Source organism: Salinibacillus aidingensis, assembly GCF_055393355.1.
Genome location: NZ_AP043759.1, coordinates 1,719,590 through 1,735,606, shown reverse-complemented (window position 1 = coordinate 1,735,606; position 16,017 = coordinate 1,719,590). Strand labels below are relative to the sequence as shown.

The 16,017-nt window shown below is 39.2% G+C and carries 18 protein-coding genes; 13 read left to right on the top strand and 5 right to left on the bottom strand.

Annotated elements, in window-relative coordinates:
* The first annotated feature begins 20 nt into the window (after nucleotides 1–20).
* The 3 genes from ACZ5OK_RS09390 (at nucleotide 21) to ACZ5OK_RS09380 (ending at nucleotide 1,723) form a co-directional block, all read left to right on the top strand.
* The gene (locus tag ACZ5OK_RS09390) at nucleotides 21–248 is read left to right on the top strand and encodes a hypothetical protein (RefSeq protein WP_343836249.1); all 228 of its coding nucleotides are present in this window, start codon (nucleotides 21–23) and stop codon (nucleotides 246–248) included.
* Between the two features lie 174 nt (nucleotides 249–422).
* On the top strand, nucleotides 423–869 hold the full coding sequence (locus ACZ5OK_RS09385) for a GNAT family N-acetyltransferase (RefSeq protein WP_464758747.1): 447 nt from the start codon (nucleotides 423–425) through the stop codon (nucleotides 867–869).
* A gap of 32 nt (nucleotides 870–901) precedes the next feature.
* Entirely contained in the window at nucleotides 902–1,723 is an 822-nt protein-coding gene (locus ACZ5OK_RS09380) for a nuclease-related domain-containing protein (RefSeq protein WP_343836244.1), read from the top strand.
* Between the two features lie 49 nt (nucleotides 1,724–1,772).
* On the opposite strand, the gene ACZ5OK_RS09375 is transcribed toward ACZ5OK_RS09380, so the two are convergent.
* Complete coding sequence (locus tag ACZ5OK_RS09375) at nucleotides 1,773–2,504, bottom strand: DsbA family oxidoreductase (RefSeq protein WP_343836241.1); 732 nt, start codon at nucleotides 2,502–2,504, stop codon at nucleotides 1,773–1,775.
* 211 nt (nucleotides 2,505–2,715) lie between these two features.
* On the opposite strand from ACZ5OK_RS09375, the gene ACZ5OK_RS09370 reads away from it, so the two are divergent.
* From ACZ5OK_RS09370 to ACZ5OK_RS09355, 4 genes are all read left to right on the top strand, one after another.
* On the top strand, nucleotides 2,716–3,699 hold the full coding sequence (locus ACZ5OK_RS09370) for a ring-cleaving dioxygenase (RefSeq protein ID WP_425542159.1): 984 nt from the start codon (nucleotides 2,716–2,718) through the stop codon (nucleotides 3,697–3,699).
* A gap of 24 nt (nucleotides 3,700–3,723) precedes the next feature.
* On the top strand, nucleotides 3,724–3,888 hold the full coding sequence (locus ACZ5OK_RS09365; protein WP_343836237.1) for a hypothetical protein: 165 nt from the start codon (nucleotides 3,724–3,726) through the stop codon (nucleotides 3,886–3,888).
* A 3-nt stretch (nucleotides 3,889–3,891) separates the two neighbouring features.
* Nucleotides 3,892–4,242 (top strand): redoxin domain-containing protein, encoded by a 351-nt coding sequence (locus ACZ5OK_RS09360; protein WP_343837707.1) that lies wholly within the window; start codon nucleotides 3,892–3,894, stop codon nucleotides 4,240–4,242.
* Between the two features lie 186 nt (nucleotides 4,243–4,428).
* Nucleotides 4,429–5,070 carry a DUF3889 domain-containing protein gene (locus ACZ5OK_RS09355; RefSeq protein ID WP_343836235.1) on the top strand — a complete coding sequence of 214 codons (642 nt, stop codon included), beginning with the start codon at nucleotides 4,429–4,431 and terminating at the stop codon, nucleotides 5,068–5,070.
* 39 nt (nucleotides 5,071–5,109) lie between these two features.
* Here the strand turns inward: ACZ5OK_RS09355 and ACZ5OK_RS09350 are convergent, their stop codons facing one another.
* Nucleotides 5,110–5,730 (bottom strand): trimeric intracellular cation channel family protein, encoded by a 621-nt coding sequence (locus ACZ5OK_RS09350; protein WP_343836233.1) that lies wholly within the window; start codon nucleotides 5,728–5,730, stop codon nucleotides 5,110–5,112.
* 244 nt (nucleotides 5,731–5,974) lie between these two features.
* Here ACZ5OK_RS09350 and ACZ5OK_RS09345 point away from each other — a divergent pair, with 244 nt between their 5' ends.
* Nucleotides 5,975–8,110 (top strand): ATP-dependent Clp protease ATP-binding subunit, encoded by a 2,136-nt coding sequence (locus ACZ5OK_RS09345; RefSeq protein WP_343836230.1) that lies wholly within the window; start codon nucleotides 5,975–5,977, stop codon nucleotides 8,108–8,110.
* A 97-nt stretch (nucleotides 8,111–8,207) separates the two neighbouring features.
* Nucleotides 8,208–8,501 carry a DUF3219 family protein gene (locus ACZ5OK_RS09340; protein ID WP_343836229.1) on the top strand — a complete coding sequence of 98 codons (294 nt, stop codon included), beginning with the start codon at nucleotides 8,208–8,210 and terminating at the stop codon, nucleotides 8,499–8,501.
* A 106-nt stretch (nucleotides 8,502–8,607) separates the two neighbouring features.
* On the opposite strand, the gene ACZ5OK_RS09335 is transcribed toward ACZ5OK_RS09340, so the two are convergent.
* Both ACZ5OK_RS09335 and ACZ5OK_RS09330 read right to left on the bottom strand, forming a co-directional pair.
* Nucleotides 8,608–9,117: a hypothetical protein gene (locus ACZ5OK_RS09335; protein ID WP_343836228.1), complete on the bottom strand. Its 510-nt coding sequence runs from the start codon at nucleotides 9,115–9,117 to the stop codon at nucleotides 8,608–8,610.
* On the bottom strand, nucleotides 9,114–9,587 hold the full coding sequence (locus ACZ5OK_RS09330) for a hypothetical protein (RefSeq protein WP_343836227.1): 474 nt from the start codon (nucleotides 9,585–9,587) through the stop codon (nucleotides 9,114–9,116). The genes ACZ5OK_RS09335 and ACZ5OK_RS09330 overlap by 4 nt, the downstream gene beginning before the upstream one ends.
* Before the next feature lie 155 nt (nucleotides 9,588–9,742).
* Between ACZ5OK_RS09330 and ACZ5OK_RS09325 the strand changes: the two genes are divergently transcribed.
* Nucleotides 9,743–10,534 (top strand): GNAT family N-acetyltransferase, encoded by a 792-nt coding sequence (locus tag ACZ5OK_RS09325; protein WP_343836225.1) that lies wholly within the window; start codon nucleotides 9,743–9,745, stop codon nucleotides 10,532–10,534.
* A gap of 41 nt (nucleotides 10,535–10,575) precedes the next feature.
* Here the strand turns inward: ACZ5OK_RS09325 and ACZ5OK_RS09320 are convergent, their stop codons facing one another.
* Nucleotides 10,576–11,832, bottom strand: a complete 1,257-nt coding sequence (locus tag ACZ5OK_RS09320) for a cytochrome P450 (protein WP_343836223.1) — start codon at nucleotides 11,830–11,832, stop codon at nucleotides 10,576–10,578.
* A 133-nt stretch (nucleotides 11,833–11,965) separates the two neighbouring features.
* Here ACZ5OK_RS09320 and ACZ5OK_RS09315 point away from each other — a divergent pair, with 133 nt between their 5' ends.
* The 3 genes from ACZ5OK_RS09315 to ACZ5OK_RS09305 all read left to right on the top strand — a co-directional run bounded on the left by ACZ5OK_RS09315 (nucleotide 11,966) and on the right by ACZ5OK_RS09305 (nucleotide 15,984).
* Entirely contained in the window at nucleotides 11,966–12,610 is a 645-nt protein-coding gene (locus ACZ5OK_RS09315; protein WP_343836220.1) for a LytTR family DNA-binding domain-containing protein, read from the top strand.
* A 126-nt stretch (nucleotides 12,611–12,736) separates the two neighbouring features.
* Nucleotides 12,737–14,248, top strand: coding sequence for an acetyl-CoA hydrolase/transferase family protein (locus tag ACZ5OK_RS09310; protein ID WP_343836218.1), 1,512 nt, complete (start codon nucleotides 12,737–12,739; stop codon nucleotides 14,246–14,248).
* Between the two features lie 122 nt (nucleotides 14,249–14,370).
* Nucleotides 14,371–15,984, top strand: coding sequence for a gamma-glutamyltransferase family protein (locus tag ACZ5OK_RS09305; RefSeq protein WP_343836215.1), 1,614 nt, complete (start codon nucleotides 14,371–14,373; stop codon nucleotides 15,982–15,984).
* The last annotated feature ends 33 nt before the right edge of the window (nucleotides 15,985–16,017 follow it).

Sequence of the window (16,017 nt, the reverse complement as noted above, 5' to 3'; positions counted from 1 at the left end):
CACAGCAGGCACAACAGGCGGTGCAGCAGGCTCAGCAGGCTGTACAGCAAGCTACTCAGCAAGCAAATCCACAAGTCATTCAGGCAGCACAGCAGCAGCTGCAGCAGGCCCAACAGCAAGTTCAGCAGGCACAGGCATCTGCACAGCCACAACAGCAGCAGCAATTCCAACAGGCTCAACAGCAATTACAGCAAGCTACTCAGCAGCTTCAGCAAGCACAGCAAAGTCAAAATAATCAGCAGCAGTAAAGGATACATAACAAGGATGGCTTATTTTAGTCATCCTTGTTTTGGTGAAAGGGTTAGCTATAAGTTTTTACATGAAATTTATGGTAAAATATTCTTTAGCTAGATCGTCTATTAAACTATTTAAATTTTAACAAAGGAGAGGATGAGCAGGAAATGGATATTAAGTTTGAGCCTATGACAGAAGATGTTTATTCTGATTATATTGAAAAGTCAATCAAACAATTTGCAGAAGAATCTGTTAGAGCAGGGAATTTAGACAAGAGTCAGGCACTGGAGAAAGCACAAGATCAATTCACTAAGCTGCTTCCAGATGGATTAAACACAGAAAACCATCAATTATTGTCTATTTTCCACGATAACAACCATATCGGGATGTTATGGTTACATATTAAATGGACCAATTTGGGTAAAGAAGCATTTATCTATGACTTTTTCATAGACGAACAATTTCGAGGGAACGGAATGGGAAAAATGAGTATGAGTGCGTTAGATACTTATGCACAAAAACTTGGATTAAAGAAGATTGGCCTGCATGTGTTTGCTCATAATCAACGAGCTGTATATCTATATCAAAAGATGGGCTATGAATTTACGAACCATCATATGGCCAGGTATTTTTAGGAACTTGTTTGATAGGAAAAGGAGATTAATTGATGCCATTTTTAAATCTGTTTAGAAAAAAAGAACAAGCGACGTCAAAAAAGAGTGATAAAAATCAAAAACGGATAAAGCAAAATAAAGACCAGAAAAGAATTGCATCCCGTAAAGGTGAATTAGGAGAATACAAGATTAATATTGAATTGGATCAACTTCCTAATGAGTATAAGTACCTGAGTGACATTATGATTAAAAATCCGCGTTCGAGGTCAGGGTATTCTCAAATCGATCATATTATTCTATCTCCATATGGAATCTTTGTTCTTGAAACCAAAAACTATCAAGGAACCATTTACGGAGGACGAAATCGTAAAACATGGTCTGTAAATGGGAACTTTAAAATGATGAATCCATTCCACCAAAATTACGGTCATATTAAGGCAATAAAGAATATTATTCACCCTGGATTCCATAATCACTTTATTTCTCTAGTTTCCTTTACAAAAAGATGTACATTTAAAATAGAGCCTGAATTACGAAAGATATCATCAGATGAACTGATTATTTATGACTTAGAATTGTCTGAGTTTATAAACCGCAAAGTAAGAAGTTTAAAACGTCTCCACAGTGAACCATTACTGTCAGAAAAGAATATAATAGAAATTTATGAAACCTTAAGCCAGGAAAATATCACGGATTCATCATTAAGAGAAATGCATGTACAGAGCCTGCAATCAAAAAAGACCTCTGATAAACAGTATAAATGTGTGATCTGTCAGAAGAGGGTTTCAGAAAAAGTGAAGAATTACTGTTTGACGAATGACCGTTTTAATGGAAAGGTTTATTGTTACGAACATCAAAAACAGATCAAAAATTAATGGAAAAAGTTAAAAACCTGCCTATTGCAAAATAGCCAGGTTTTTAACTTTATTTATCATCCGTCGGTATAGCACAGCTTCCGTCCGCACAAAACGCGTTATTAGTTCCTTCTCCTGATAAATCCTCAAATTGGGGTTTTGGATTTTCTTCCTCCCAGACCTTACCTAATGCACTTATAAAGGTTTCCAGTGGCTGTGCACCTGAAATGGCATATTTTTGATTCAGAATAAAGAAAGGGACACCAGATATTCCGTATTGATGGGCTATTCTTTCATCCATTCGCACATCATCCGCATAAGCATTGTCATCCTTAATGATGGTTAATGACTCCTCACGATCTAAGCCGGTATTTTCAGCTATATCTGCGAGCACATCATCGTCACTTAAATTTTTGGATTCGGTAAAATAGCCATATAGTAGTTTTTCTGTTATTTCTTTTTCTTTTCCGTGCTTCTTCGCAAATTTAGCCAGCCGATGAGCTTTAAATGTGTTGGTCGGTTTCATCGTATCGAAATGATAGGTTAAGCCAACACTTTCTGCCTGTTGTCGCAATCGCTCATTATTCTCATTTGCCTGTTCAATACTCATACCATACTTAGCGGCAATTAACTCAGCCATGCTTTTTCCATTATACTCCTCAGCGTTTGGATCTAATTCAAAGCTTTTGTATTCTAACTCTACATCATTAATATGAGGGGACTTTTGTAAGGCCTGTTCTAATCTGCGCTTACCTATATAACAAAATGGACATACAAAATCAGACCATACTTCAATTTTCATATAAACACCTCTTTTAAAAAGTTAGCTATATTTTACTATATCCTTTTCCCGGACTTAAAATCCTTTGCTTATTAGAATGAATGATTTTGACAGATCATACGAATCATGATATATTTATTTCGAATTAAAGATAAATAATTTAAAGATAATATTCATTGATTTAACAGGTTAACCTTTATGATGAATAAAACGTTGGATGGAGGCTTTAAGTATGAATGGAATAAAAGGGATGCACCACGTCACAGCCATAACCAGCAGTGCGGAGAAAAACTATGAATTTTTCACCTATATCCTGGGGATGCGTTTGGTTAAGAAAACTGTGAATCAGGATGATATTCAAACCTATCATTTATTCTTTGCAGATGATGAGGGCAATCCTGGTACAGATATGACCTTTTTTGATTTTCCCGGGATTCCCAAGGGAGTGCATGGTACGAATGAAATTTTTAAAACATCCTTCCGTGTACCGAGTGATGAAGCGTTGGAGTATTGGGAAAAAAGGTTTGATAGACTTAAAGTAAAGCATTCAGGAATTAAAGAACAATTCGGTGTTAACACCCTGTCTTTTGTTGATTTTGATGATCAGCAATATCAGTTGATCTCAGATGAGAATCTTGATGGGGTGAAGGCAGGGATTCCGTGGAAAACAGGACCTGTCCCATTAGAATTCGCTATAACAGGCCTAGGACCTATTCATGTTCGTGTGGACAACTTTGACTACTTTAAAAAAATGATGGAAACGGTACTTCAGTTCAAAGAAATTGATCAGGAAGGTTCCCTGCATCTGTTTGAAGTAGGAGAAGGTGGAAACGGTGCCCGGGTTATTGTAGAATATAACACAATCCTTCCTCAGGCAAGACAGGGGTTTGGTACCGTTCACCATGCAGCCTTTCGCGTAGAAGATCGTGATGTATTGGAAGAGTGGATTGAGCGGATGGCTAAGTTTGGCTTCCGGACATCTGGATACGTCAACCGTTTCTTCTTTGAATCATTGTATGCGAATGTGGCACCTCAAATTTTATTTGAATTTGCAACAGATGGCCCCGGCTTTATGGGCGATGAACCATATGAAACTTTAGGGGAAAAGTTATCTTTACCTCCATTTTTAGAAGCGAAACGGGAAGAAATTGAAGACATGGTACGACCGATTGATACAGTAAGAAGCACAAAAACATTTGAAAAGGAATATGAATAAGCTTTTTCAGGAAGGAGTCTATTTATGAAGTCTAAAGTTGTTACCCTGTTACTCGTATTTGGGGTAATGCTGACAGCTTGTTCTCCAGCGGCAGATGAGCCGGTTACCCTGCAGAATCATGCAGGAGAAGAGGTAAATATACCTGGAGAAAAACCTGTCCTGTTCTTTTTTATTACCACTTACACCTGAAGTATTTGTCAGCAGCAACTGGTTCAGTTGCATCAGAATTTAGACACGCTGGAGGACCTTAACCTGAACGTTGATACTTATATTATAAGTAAGGACACGGTTGAGGAACAAAAGATTTTATACGATGAAATTAAGCGAGTGTTTGGCGAAAGTCTCCCAATTCTTGCTGATCCTGAGTTAAAAGTGATTGATAAAATGGGCATGAAAAACGGTGATATTGCGTATCGCGGCTATGGAATGCTGGATTCGGACGGAAATGTTATTTTTCAAACGAAGAATGACCATTGGGGCGAGCAATTTGATCAGACATTAAATGAAATAGAAGAAGAATATCAAAACTTTATGAGTGAATAACATGATCATTACCCAGGTACATGCCTTGTATCTGGGTAATGATCGTCTGGGGAATGATTAAATTAAACCAAATACAGCCACGTCCAGCTGTCGATTTTGTGTTCCTTGCTAATTTCCAATCACGATTTAACCTCCTGGGTACATACACTATCAATGAGTGAGAGACTTATGACAGGAGGAGAGCGTATGTTTACAAACGATTTTTATGGGTATGGGCAAAACTTCTACTCGTTTCATCCATATACGTACAACCCACTTCCGAATTCACAGTTTCCAGCTGTGGATGCATATCGACAGCAAAGCATACAGGGTCAGGCAACCTGGACAACGGGGGGACAGGTTACCAAGTGTGGTATTCCATGGTCCACAAATGAATATATGACTGCATCTGTCAGTCTGAATGCCCCTTACCGTTGTGGTCAAATGTTAAAAATTACGAACCCCAATAATCAAAGGGAGATTATCGTAACTGTAGTGGATACTGTTCAAGGATATCCACCTAATCGTATTAATCTTCACAGGAGAGCATTTGAGGCTTTAGGAGTAAATCCTCAGATAGGTGTTCTGAACATTCAAATCACACCTTCACCTCAACTGGAACAGGAAAAATGGGGAAAGTATCTGTTAGAAGTAACGCAGACGGCCTATCCAAACTATAAAGTAACCGAATATCAATCCGTGGAAAAAACGTCGGTAACGAATAATCAAACGAGAGAAGTATATGATTATTTTTTACAGTCCCCACAGGAATCGATAACCGTTCGTGGTACAGTTGTCTATAACCCAAACACAGACCGGGTTGTGTCGTTTGATATAAAAGAAATTTAGTATAAGCAAAAGCTTGATTCATCCAAGAATCAAGCTTCACTACATATGTGCCTTCTTTTGATCTGTAAACTGTCTGTGGGGGAGCTTCCACCCATACTTTACTGTAAGCATTCGGAGTGTAACAACCGCGACAAATAAGAGGTATAACCCCCAAGTCTGGTTTACCAGATCTATACCGATCAGTAAGCCTGCAAGCATAGCCCATGCACCATAAATATCCTCTCTTAGTACAGATGGTTTTCTTCCAGCAAGTAAATCACGGATAATCCCGCCACCACTTCCTGTAAGTAATGCAGCCATAATAATTGCACTTAACGGATGATTCATCTCTGTTGCATGCATGGCTCCTAAAATCGCGAAAGTGGAAAGGCCTATGGCATCCGTGAATGTGCCCCACCTTCCCCAATGTTTCAGTGCCCCTGAAGGAAACAAAAATACAATCGTTATAATAAAAATAGCCATCATAAAAAGTGGCCCCTGATCCCAGATTTCCGATACCGGTACACCGATTAACAGGTTTCGGGTGGTTCCGCCTCCAAAAGCCGTAACCATGCCTAAGACATAAACTCCTAAAATATCATAATCCTCTTCTAATGCTACGATAGCTCCACTTATGGCAAAGGCTATGGTTCCAATCGCATTAAAAATCTCCCAAGTCATTACTTAAAACCCTCTTCCTTAACTGATAACCTATATCATCGTATCACAGGCCCATTTGTCTTTACACTAGTTTTCTTCTAAAAAATCAGTTTATTAAAAGCTGCTTGATTTTTCATATCCAATCGTTTAGTCTACAGAAATTTCCATAAACAAATATCTTGAAAGTCAAAGAAGGTCAAACTATAATAAAAGTGTAAGGTCAAAAAAGGTCAAAGAATAAAAATCTCAAAAGGAGGTTTTATGGATGCTTTGTGATATATGTCAGCAAAATGAGGCAAAAATTAATGTTTATACCCAAATGAATAATGAAAAGAAAAATATTAAAATGTGTACATCATGTTTTGAACAGGAAAAAGCGAAACACAATATTCCATCCGACTTTGGTGGAGGAATGGGATTCCCATTTGATGATCTATTCAAGGGAATAGGTCAGGAGAATGGGGCGGCCTTTGGTATGAAACAGCCAACCCATACACAAACACAGAGTACTGGTGGAAATGGCGTTCTTGATCAATTTGGCCGTAATGTGACCGATCAGGCCAGAAATGGGAACATTGATCCGGTAATTGGACGAGACAAAGAAGTCGAACGTGTGATTGAAATATTAAATAGACGTAACAAGAATAATCCTGTTCTTATCGGTGAAGCTGGTGTAGGTAAAACAGCGATTGCAGAAGGACTCGCCCTAAAAATGGCAGAAGGAGACGTACCTTCAAAATTATTGGATAAGGAAGTGTATGTTATGGACGTTTCCTCTCTGACTGCTGGTACAGGAGTTCGAGGCTCCTTTGAAGAACGAATGAAATCCATCATTCAGGAGCTGCAATCCCGGCAAAATGTCATTTTGTTTATTGATGAAGTACATCAGATTGTTGGTGCCGGTTCAGCTGAAGGATCCATGGATGCAGGTAACATCCTGAAACCTGCACTTGCCCGTGGAGAATTGCAAGTAATCGGAGCAACAACCCTGAAAGAATACAGGCAAATCGAAAAAGATCCAGCGCTTGAAAGACGATTCCAGCCAGTTATGGTAGAGGAACCGACTCCTGAGGCGACTATGGAAATATTAAATGGTCTCAAATCCCGTTATGAGGATTATCATCAGGTTAAATTTACCGATGAAGCGTTGAAAGCCAGTGTGAAGCTTTCTGATCGTTATATTCAGGATCGATTCCTCCCGGATAAAGCAATTGATTTGTTAGATGAGGCTGGATCTAAGGTGAATTTATTATCTGAAGGAACAGAAAAAACAGCTATTCAAAAGAGAATAAATGCTATCCGTAAACAAAAAGATCAGGCAACAAATGAAGAACGTTATGAAGATGCTGCAAAATTACGTGACCAGGAAGCAAAACTGGAAAGACAGCTTGAAGATGGAAAAGAAGAAGCTGGTGTTGTTGATCAGGCCTTTATCACGAGTCTGATTGAAGCCAAAACAGGTATCCCGGTAGGTAAGCTTCAGGAAAATGAGAAAGAAAAGATGAAGCATCTTGAAGAGAATTTACAGTCAAAAGTAATTGGTCAGGATGAGGCTGTACAAAAAGTGGCCAAAGCTATTCGCCGTAGTCGTGCAGGATTGAAATCCCAGTATCGTCCTATTGGTTCTTTCCTGTTTGTTGGTCCAACAGGGGTTGGTAAAACGGAACTTTCAAAATCTCTGGCTGAAGAAATCTTTGGATCTAAAGATTCAATGATTCGACTGGACATGAGTGAATATATGGAGAAACACTCGGTTTCAAAACTTATCGGTTCACCTCCTGGATATGTTGGCCATGATGAAGCCGGACAATTAACAGAGCAAGTTCGTCGCAACCCATATAGTATTATTCTGCTTGATGAAATTGAAAAGGCTCATCCAGATGTGCAGCATATGTTCCTGCAAATTATGGAGGACGGTCGTCTGACAGATAGTCAGGGAAGAACCGTAAACTTTAAGGATACTGTATTAATTATGACCAGTAATGCGGGTGTAACGGATAAAAAGGTTACCGTTGGCTTTAATACAGTAGGCGAAGATATGGAAAAGGAAAGTCATATTCTCGAATCTCTTGGTTCTTACTTTAAACCTGAATTCCTTAACCGTTTCGACTCAATCGTAGAGTTTAACCAATTAGAAAAGGATCATCTTTTAGATATTCTTGATTTAATGCTGACAGATGTGAGAAATCAGCTTGAGGAACAGCATATCAATATAGAGATTGATCAGGCGGCCAAAGAAAAACTAATTGAGCTTGGCTACCATCCAGCCTTTGGTGCCCGTCCATTACGCCGAGTCATTCAGGAACAATTAGAGGATAAAATAGCTGACGTGTTACTTGAAGAGGAAGAATCTGACCAGCTTACTGTCACAGTAATAGATCATGAAATTGTTGTGCAATAAAACAGAGACTGACCCGATTTACTTTCGGGTCAGTCTTTTGTTTGTGATGTATTATTAAACAACTTATAATTTACTAATAAGATAGGAGTGAAGAATTATGCCGGAAATTATACTTGATGATTTAAGAATACAGGCTGAATATTTACAGCATGAATGGATTCTTAAAGAAGATAAACGGCTTCGCAAAGTTATTTTTGATTTCAAAGTAACGAGTGATGATTATCATCAGGTAACAACTAAGCTTTATGAAAATGACTTTACGGTAAAAATCCCAGACGAAAATCTGCAATTTCAGGCTTCGATTTCCACGTACTCAACATCTATCACCAATTTATATCATGAAGGTGAGGTTGGGGATTATCACCTGGAATTAATAGAACAAACGAATTAGGTATGTAAAACAAAGTGGCCCTGCATGAGCAGAGCCCTTTGTTTTTACCATATTATCTTACTAAAACAAATATACTTTTTCAGGTAATTTCACCAAACGGAATCGATTAGGGTTCATCCTGTGTTGATTTCAGATGGTTATAATGATGCTGAATATATAAGAAAAACAGCAATGTAAAACTCTGAACAGCCAAATATACAGGAAAAGAATACGCTCCCTTCCACCCATGGTAATTAAATACACCAAAATACACATTAACCCTCTCGAAACCAATTGCGATTAGAGACCATACAAGGATATACAGCCCCGTCCAAATTCCTTTTACATTAAACTTATCAAATAAGTAGATATATAAGTAGGCAAAGGGAGCGTAAAAGGAATAGAGCACTAAATCAAACAACTCATAGTTGCCCTTATCCATAATGTCATATAAATCAAGGGAAGGCGAGGCCATCATATGGTCGAGAACACGTGCAAAGACAATGGCACATAGCATAACCAGCAAAATAACACTTAAGGGAAAACGCCTGGGCAATAAAAAGACCAGCAAATAAGACAGGATAACTCCTGTAAGTACAAACCATTCATTGTGATCGAAATGTTCTGGTAAAGTCATTTGATTCCTTCCTTTTGCAGTTTTGATTGAAACCATACATGCAGCAAGCGCACGACTATTAACAGGACGACAAACGTCACAATTGACTGCCAGAATTGCCAGTTTTTATACTGTATGACCTCCCAATAAGTCATTATCAATTGGACAATTCCCAGAATGCCTGTCATTAAAATCGTTAACACAATCCTCGATAGCCAGGTTTTACAAACTTCTACCAGGTTAAAGTACCATAAACATAATAACGGAATCATTATCAATTCATATAACCGCAAAATCAGAAACAATTGGGGATCATCAGCAACTGACCAGAGCTTTAAATTAATATAATAAACGGCTGTATATCCTGTCACAAAAAATACAAGGACTAAATACATAAAACTGTTTTCCAGTACATTTAATGTTTTCTTCGTACTTATCGACGCAATGAAAAGCAGGAGTGAAAAATTGATAGCAATAATTAGTTCCTTCATTATTCTTCCCTCATTAAGGTAATTTTTTTCATTTATTTTTTGTAGAATTCTTCTACTTATACTCCAAAAACAGAAAATATAAATTTCTTCTTGTAAAATATATGAATTCTGGTAATATATACACAATTTCAAAATTTTATAGGGGAGGGGATTACATGATTCGGGAACTGTCAAAAGCAGATCTTCATGCTTGTATGGAATTTATTAAAAAAAGCCCGGCAGAAAACCTGTTTCTGATTGGCGATTTGGAGGCCTATGGTGTTGAGGAAGATTTCCAGGACGTCTGGGGTGATTTTGACGAACAGGGATATTTTCGTGCTGTATTATTACGTTATCGCCAAAATTACATTATCTATGCTCCGGATTCTTTTGACAGACAAGGAATCGCGGCTATTATAGATCAGGATAAACGAGAGGAAAAGATGGTCTCAGGTATATCAACCATTGTTCACCAGGTTCTCTCCCACTTAACCCATAAACCTGAAAAAGTAAGAGAAACCTACTATGCAAAATGTGAGTCCTTAAATGATATACAAATTCCCGATGTTCAAGTGAAAAAGTCTGAAATCCCGGATATTCCACGTATTGTTGAGCTTCACCGGAATATTGCAGATTTTACGAATCGTGATCCTGAGGGGGAAAGTATTCGGAAAAATATGGAGGAAGGTGTATCACGTACCTTTTATATTGAAGATAGAGAAAAAATGGTATCTTCGGCAATGACCACCGCTGAAAACAGTCTTTCAGCAATGATTATAGGCGTCTGTACATTGGAGGAGTATAAAAAAAGAGGGTATGCCAGTGCGTGTATGACAGCATTATGCAAAGAGCTGTTGAGTGAAGGAAAACATCTGTGCCTCTTTTATGATAATCCTGAAGCAGGAAAGATCTATAAACGGTTAGGCTTTCATGATATAGGAAAATGGGTAATGAGTGAGTTTCGATAGTTCAGAATGGCTGGCATCTTTTGATAAGCCAGCCATTCATTTTATATCCTTTTTACATTAGTCATGAGGAAGCCGCTTTTAGGTAAAGTCGGCATCTCATCTAATGAATAATTGAAATCCTGAGCAGGAACATCATAGTCCATTTTATTTACTAAAAAGTCCACCGTTGCTTTCATCACTTCCACAGTAATTCCTTCTCCCGGACAACGGTGTCCCTTTCCAGGATCACTGCCTCCTTGAGGAATAAATGAGTAGTCATTCCTGTCCTGGTTTTTAAAGTTATTCGGGTCAAATTGATTAGGAGTTTCCCAAAACCTTTCATCATGATGCATCCCATAAATATCTAATAAAACTAGTGTACCTCTTTTAAAAGTATAATTATTCCAGGTAAAGTCCTCTTTCACCCTTGCGCCGAGAAAAGGGCCAAAAGGATAAAAGCGCCGGACTTCATTTACGAACATTTCAAGATTTCTGCTATTGTGTTCTTTTAGCGGCTCCTTAGTCTTTGGATGTTCATGCAGGGCTACAGCCGCAAATGTAATATAGGTTGAAATCGCAACGATGGGTCTAAGTACATTTATAAGTTCAATGGCTGCTTTTTTTGCAGGCAAATGCTGACCTTTCTCATCCTTAAGAAATGCCATTACATATAAAGCAGACGATTCATCTGCAGGTATGTTTCCGGAACGTACATCCTCGATGATATTTTCCATCCAGCCTTCTGTTCGATTTCTGGCCGTTCTTCCCTTCCAATGCTCAGGACCCACTCTGCCGAAAGCATAAACCATGGATATTAAATCATCAGCAAGGTCAGGGATATCTTCCTCTTTAACAGGAACACCCGCCCATTGACAGGCTACCCAGCATAGAACGTTCTTTATTTCCTTAAAGAAACGAACTTGTTCCTCTTTCTCCCATTGGGGAATGGAGTGTTTGAGTTCATTTGTAACCATTTCGGCTAACCGTTCTTGATTACGTTTATCCATAAGAGATAGAAACTGCTGCTTGCGTTGATGGTGGGCTTGTCCATCCATTCCCTGTATTGCCCCTACTCCGAACAGGGATTGTTGTATACGGTAAGGAGCTGCCCACTTACGCTGGAAACGGTCTAGATCATAAAAGATCTTTGCCGCTTCCGGACCAGTCATACAGACTACTTTTTTTCCAAGCACTCTCGTTTCAAATAGATCTGTTTTAAATTGGTCGGCACGATTCTTTATGAACAGATAGCCTTCCTGAAGTAAAGCAATACTGTGGTCCATCCCCTCCTCATGAGGAATTTCTTCGTTATATCGCATTCTTTATCGACTCCTTTTAGCGTAGTCCTTATTGGTTAAAGTTCCCCAAAATCTCTGTATTTTACGTTATAATTGAAAAAGAAATGAATTCGACAAATTCTTTCGTTTAATCATCTTTTGGGGAGGAGCATTTATGGAGAAGCTGACAATGGATTCACTATTAGATGTGTTTGGAGAGCTTTTTTCCGATGAAGTATCTATTGCGATATCCAATACAAGAGAATATATTTATTATCGTCCCAGTAAACGAATCGATTTAAAAATAAAGCCAGGGGACCCGATTAAACAGGGGACCATTGCAGATAAAGCTTTTCAATCGGGGCAAAAGGTTTCAGAGTTTATCGACCGGAATGTTTTTGGGATTCCCTATCACGGTATGGCTGTTCCATATTTCGACAATGACCAGATTGAAGGCTGTGTAACCGCCATCTATCCGGCACTGACAGAAGGAAAATCTGTCATTACCGTAAAAAGTCAGGATGGATGGAAGCCCATACCTTTCCATGATGTTATGTTCGTAGAGGTGCGAGACCGCAAAACTTATGTCTATTCAGACGAATTTGCCGGAACCCATAATAAAGCATTACAGGAATTCGAATACATTCTTCCGAGGGAAATTTTCATTCGCTGTCATCGTTCTTTTATAGTAAATGTCCATCATATTCGTGAGATTTTTCCCGACACGCACTCTACATTTGTGCTGGAAATGAAAAATGGTGCAACTATTCCCGTCAGTCAATCTTATTCCAGTTATTTCAGAAAGCTGCTGGGATTCTGATTATTCTGTTTTACATCATCTTTTCAGGTTTTCACACACGATTTTTCTGTTTGTCTTCATAATCTCCAGTTAAAGCCCTTTCATAAGTTAAAATATTCTTAAAGTTAAGATGAAGGGGGTTACATTGTGGGGAACAACTACGACCGCATTAAGGATGCACAGCTGAAAGAAAAAGTTGTTTCGGCAGAGGAAGCGGCTGCATGGATTCAGGATGGAATGACACTTGGTCTGAGCGGTTTTACTCGTGCCGGTGATGTGAAAGCGGTTCCGACTGCGCTGGTTAAACGTGCGGAAAACGAATCGTTTAAAGTGAATGTATTCACGGGTGCATCATTGGGTTCAGATATTGATAAAATGTTTGCAGAAGCCGGAATCATTCAAAAACGTCTCCCTTTCCAAGCTGATCCGACTATGCGGAAGAAAATTAATCAGGGAGAGCACTTTTTTGTCGACCACCATCTTTCACATACAGCTGAATTACTTAGGGGGAATGTAATAGAGGCTGTAGATTATGCTATTTTGGAAGCGATTTCGATAGAGGATGGAATGATTATACCTACAACATCGGTTGGGAATTCACAAATTTTTGCTGAAAAGGCGAGGAATATCATAATAGAAATTAACCTTGCACAATCCGAAAAATTAAAAGGGGTTCATGATATATATAGCTTAGAAAAGCAGGGAGAACGTGCACCTATTCCGCTAACTGATCCAAGCGATCGAATCGGTACAGCAGGAATTCCTATCGATGTTAAAAAGGTAAAGGGAATTGTCTTCACCAGTCAGACGGATTCGCCATCAACAATCGTTGAACCTGATGATCAAACCCAAATCATGGCAGATCATTTAATGACCTTTTTACGAAATGAGATTAAAGCTGGACGTCTTACAGAAAGCCTTGCTCCTTTACAATCGGGTATAGGCTCAGTGGCAAATGCTGTTCTGCACGGAATGGTTCAATCAGAATTTGAGAATTTAGAAGTCTATTCCGAGGTCCTTCAGGATGCTGTTTTTGATCTCATTGATGCAGGTAAAGTCAACATGGCATCATGCTGTTCCATTACGCTATCAGAAGAAAAAATGAAAAAAGTCTTTGATAACTTTGAGGACTACCGTGATAAGTTAATTATGCGACCGCAGGAAATATCGAACCATCCTGAGATCATCCGCCGACTCGGCCTTATATCTATTAATACCGCATTAGAGTTTGATATTTATGGGAATGTCAACTCTACACATGTTACAGGTACAAAAATGATGAACGGCATAGGGGGATCTGGTGATTTTGCCAGAAATGCCCGTTTAGCTATTTTCGTCACTAAGTCGATCGCAAAAGGTGGCGATATTTCAAGTGTAGTGCCATTTGTTTCTCATGTGGATCATACGGAACATGATGTCGATGTCTTAGTAACGGAGCAAGGGTACGCCGATTTACGTGGTTTAGCACCTAGAGAACGTGTTGAACTCATTATTGAAAATTGCGCCCATCCTATCTATCGCGATCAATTAAGAGAATATTATTATGAAGCTCTGTCTCGAGGTGGTCAGACACCGCATGTGCTGGAAAAAGCCTTATCATGGCATACGAATTTTAAGCAGAACGGGACGATGAGGGAGCTGGCTGAGGAAAAGATCTAACATAACTGCCTGGTTATTTAACCAGGCAGTTTTTATATCTAAAAGAGTTTTTAACAGGACTTTTGCTGTTTTTCGTGAAATATATATAGATATAACATTTCATGAAGGTGGGAAAATTTAAAATGCAGTCCTTTGATTATTTAGATTATCCTTATTCTTCGCAGCGGATGGTATCCATTGCGAATCGTGGTATGGTCGCAACATCCCAGCCTCTTGCCGCACAGGCTGGTCTTGATATGTTAAAACAAGGAGGAAATGCTGTTGATGCGGCCATTGCCACTGCAGCTGCGTTAACGGTAGTGGAACCAACCTCTAATGGCATTGGCAGTGATGCTTTTGCATTAGTATGGACAAAAGGGAAGCTGTATGGTTTAAATGGAAGTGGCCCATCACCAGACTCCATTTCCATAGAGAAAGTGAGGGCCAAAGGGTATGATGATATTCCTGTTCATGGATGGATTCCAGTCACAGTACCGGGAGCTCCAGGCGCATGGGCGGAATTATCAGATCAATTTGGAAAGCTGCCATTTAAAGAGCTGTTAAAGCCTGCGATAGATTATGCGGAAAATGGCTATCCCGTATCTCCAACACTTGGTCGTTTCTGGACAAAAGCGTATCAAAAATATAAGGAAGAACTCGATGGTGATGAATTCAAACATTGGTTCCATACATTTGCACCTCATGGACGGCCACCGCAAATAGGGGAAGTATGGAAATCAACAGATCATGCAGATACGTTGAGATCTATTGCTGAAACAAAGGCAAAGTCCTTTTATGAAGGGGAGATTGCTGAGAAAATTTCCCGTTTTTCGACTCAATATGATGGATTTTTAACGAAAAAAGATTTGGAGACTTATCGGCCGGAATGGGTAGAACCCATATCAGTAAATTATCGCGGTTATGATGTCTGGGAAATCCCGCCTAACGGTCAGGGGCTCGTTGCACTCATGACATTAAATATGCTAAAGGGATTTTCTTTTTCAGAAAAGGAATCTGCAGATACATATCATAAACAAATGGAAGCGATGAAACTGGCATTTACAGATGGCCAAACCTATATTACAGATAAGAAGGACATGAGACATTCAACAGAGCAGCTCCTCTCTGATACCTATGCGCAAAAAAGACGAAACTGCATACATGATACAGCCTTAACACCAAAGCCAGGTCAACCACCAAAAGGGGGAACGGTCTATTTAGCAACCGCAGATCAATACGGAAATATGATATCCTTTATCCAAAGTAACTATATGGGATTTGGTTCTGGGCTGGTCGTACCTGGTACGGGAATTGCTCTGCAAAATCGGGGACATAATTTTTCTCTTAATCCTTCCCATGACAATGCCTTAAAGGGAGGAAAACGCACGTACCATACCATTATACCAGGCTTTTTAACGAAAAATAATATACCTATAGGTCCATTTGGAGTCATGGGTGGTTTTATGCAGCCCCAAGGTCATGTCCAGGTCTTAGTGAATATGATTGATTTTAAGCTTAACCCACAGGCGGCCCTTGATGCGCCCAGGTGGCAGTGGCGGAAAGGTAAGGAAATTGCTGTAGAATCAACATTCCCTTCTTACATTGCTGAGGGCTTGGTTAGAAAAGGGCATGATATACAAACTGAATTAGAAAAAGGTGAGTTCGGGCGAGGACAAATCATTTGGCGGGATCACGAGACAGGTACGTTATATGGAGGAACAGAATCAAGAACAGATGGCGCAATATCTTCTTACTAATATAATATATTTGGACAGACAAGTTCCCTGCGG